Origin of the sequence: Apibacter mensalis (assembly GCF_001418685.1) — a bacterium.
Taxonomy (GTDB): Bacteria; Bacteroidota; Bacteroidia; order Flavobacteriales; family Weeksellaceae; genus Apibacter; species Apibacter mensalis.
This window is the reverse complement of the sequence record NZ_LIVM01000031.1, coordinates 1-2,332: the sequence shown is the minus strand read 5'-3', so window position 1 is coordinate 2,332 and position 2,332 is coordinate 1. Positions and strand designations below refer to the sequence as shown.

Here is a 2,332-nt window from a genome sequence, read left to right as displayed (position 1 = left end):
TTAGTTATTACTGCATGTTTTAAGTTTATCATTATTAAAATAATTTAAGTTGATTTTTTCTAAATTCTTTTCCATATTTCCTGTTTTCAATATGCCTAGACAAATCATATTTTAAGTGGCAAGCTTGGCAAAGCGCGGCTAATCTTTCCTCTTTAACCTCATGATTTTCGCTATCATGGTCTAAGTGAGCAACAGTTAAGACGACTTTTGTGCCATTAGGCTTTATGGTGTAGTTTTCTACACCGCAAAACTCACATTTATTATCTGCTCTTTTAAGTACTCTTGGCCTTATTTCCGAGAGCCAATTTTTAGGGTATTTTTTATAATCTATGGGCATTTTATTTTAATAAATTACCTTCATCTTGAGTGACATTAGGTAATAGAAAACTTAGATCAAAGTCTACGGGAAAAGGTGCAGTAGAAATAGATAAAGGTAAATTTACTTCTATTCCTACACCATTCTTATAAGTAGCTCGTATGTACCAGCTGGAGCGAGTGGGCTTATAGGATTTCTCAATAATTTCCACTCCTTCAATAAAGTTAAAATCATTATACTCATTGGCCATTTGTTTGAGCTCCAGGATTCTTTCCGGACGAAAGTTTCCTTTTTTATCAGGCCTTAATAACCTATTGATCTGATTAACCAGTTTTGCGGTTTTTTCATCTTCAATCTGAGAATTTATAAACTCTTTTACTTTGGCTACTCCTATATATACAGTGTCATCATATCCTGAGTTTACGTTATATCCGATAGTAATTGTTTCGTTATCAGTACTGAAAGTATGGGATTGTTGTTCTGTCTTTACTCCATATATCTTATGCTTTAACTCTAATAAGGATTTTATGGACGAGTATATTTTAGCCTTTAATTCTGTACCTTTTTCTGAATATTCTTTTAACAGTAAAAATAAACCTGGGATGGTCTCATTAACCAGATCGTTGTAAGCTATTACGTCTGCTGCTTTTTGTTTTCTTTTGGCTTTTAGAGCAGTGGCTAATTCTGCTTCTGATAATTGTGAAATATCTATATTCATGATTTTAATCTAAAATTTTTATTATTATTGTTGTACCGTTTCCTGATCTTTTTAAGGTAATTCTACCTAATTCCATAAGTTTTTTTAATTGTTTGTGGTCTAATTCTTTTACTACATGAGTTTTCAGAAAAATACACCCATCTTCTTCATATGCCCCCCCTTTATAGATTCCTAAAATTTCTGCTACTTTCTCCTCCAATTTGTTGATTTTCTTTGTATTCATGATGTATATCTTTAATTTTGTTGTTTATTTTTTTATATCATATCTCTTTGTATCTGTGCATAATAAGAAGTAGCGCATTTTATATAATCTTCTTCCAAGCCGTTCATCCTCATTTCTATTTCTTGATTCACATAAAAATCACGTTCCTTCTTCACTTCTTTATACATGAAGTGTGTCTCTTGGTGAGCAAACAACCAACTATTTAAGGAAGTTATCCTCTCGTTTACTTCTTCGATTGTTAAGTACTGCATGGTTTTCTTTTTTAATGATTTTTAATAAGGTTTGCGGATAAAATCTCTCTAGTTTATAGGTATATAGGGTAAGTATTTCTACTAAGTGCTGTTTTTCATTTAAGACAAAGAAATCTTTGTTTTCTCTTATAAAAGGCTTTTCTACATAAAATACCCATGTGTCTAAATACCAGTTTCTTACTCCGTCGTGTTGGTATAGCTGCCGGATGTCTATAAAACTTTTATAGGAATGTTCTATACACCATCGGTAAAAACATTGTTCTCTGTAATGGTCGTATTGCCAGTAGCTTATACCTAATGCTTGTAGTATTTCATTAGTTGTATTCATTGTTATACCTTTCTATATTCTACTCTTTTAGGATATGGTTTATCTTCTTTTTCTATCCTACAAATCTGTCCCATAATATATAAGAAAACACTTTGGTTGCTGTTATTTTAGCTTGTGTTATAATTGTATTCATATATTTAAGTTTAAGTGGTTTTAATTCTATTTATTAAGAAATTAGCCTCATTAATAATGTCATTAAGACTATAAAGATGTTCTAAAGATGGATTTTTCGATATTTTAACTAGAGATTTAACAATTTCTAATAGCTCAGGTGTTTTTTCAATAAGCCTTGCATTTTGTGCTTGTTTTAAACTTTTCATTCCTATAGGTTCTGGAATTATAGCTATAGGAGTACGAAATCCGTCATTTTCGCTTATTATCCATGCTCCGTTATAGTCATATAAATGGTTATATTCCTTAATCCATTTTTGTCTTATGTTTAACATATGTTTGTGTTTTTATTTGTTTTTTTAAGATTATTCAATTGTTAAACTAT

At 30.5% G+C, this 2,332-nt stretch carries 6 protein-coding genes; all 6 read right to left on the bottom strand.

Annotated features, from left to right (window positions below):
- Window positions 1–34: 34 nt before the first annotated feature.
- The 6 genes from ASC36_RS10270 to ASC36_RS10250 all read right to left on the bottom strand — a co-directional run bounded on the left by ASC36_RS10270 (window position 35) and on the right by ASC36_RS10250 (window position 2,282).
- Window positions 35–337, bottom strand: coding sequence for an HNH endonuclease (locus ASC36_RS10270; RefSeq protein WP_055426399.1), 303 nt, complete (start codon window positions 335–337; stop codon window positions 35–37).
- A gap of 1 nt (window position 338) precedes the next feature.
- Complete coding sequence (locus ASC36_RS10265) at window positions 339–1,034, bottom strand: DUF3164 family protein (protein WP_055426398.1); 696 nt, start codon at window positions 1,032–1,034, stop codon at window positions 339–341.
- A gap of 4 nt (window positions 1,035–1,038) precedes the next feature.
- Window positions 1,039–1,257, bottom strand: coding sequence for a hypothetical protein (locus ASC36_RS10260; protein ID WP_055426397.1), 219 nt, complete (start codon window positions 1,255–1,257; stop codon window positions 1,039–1,041).
- Between the two features lie 32 nt (window positions 1,258–1,289).
- Entirely contained in the window at window positions 1,290–1,508 is a 219-nt protein-coding gene (locus ASC36_RS10990; protein ID WP_141656274.1) for a hypothetical protein, read from the bottom strand.
- Entirely contained in the window at window positions 1,456–1,836 is a 381-nt protein-coding gene (locus tag ASC36_RS10255) for a hypothetical protein (protein WP_055426396.1), read from the bottom strand. The genes ASC36_RS10990 and ASC36_RS10255 overlap by 53 nt, the downstream gene beginning before the upstream one ends.
- Before the next feature lie 143 nt (window positions 1,837–1,979).
- Complete coding sequence (locus ASC36_RS10250; RefSeq protein WP_055426395.1) at window positions 1,980–2,282, bottom strand: hypothetical protein; 303 nt, start codon at window positions 2,280–2,282, stop codon at window positions 1,980–1,982.
- Window positions 2,283–2,332: the final 50 nt, after the last annotated feature.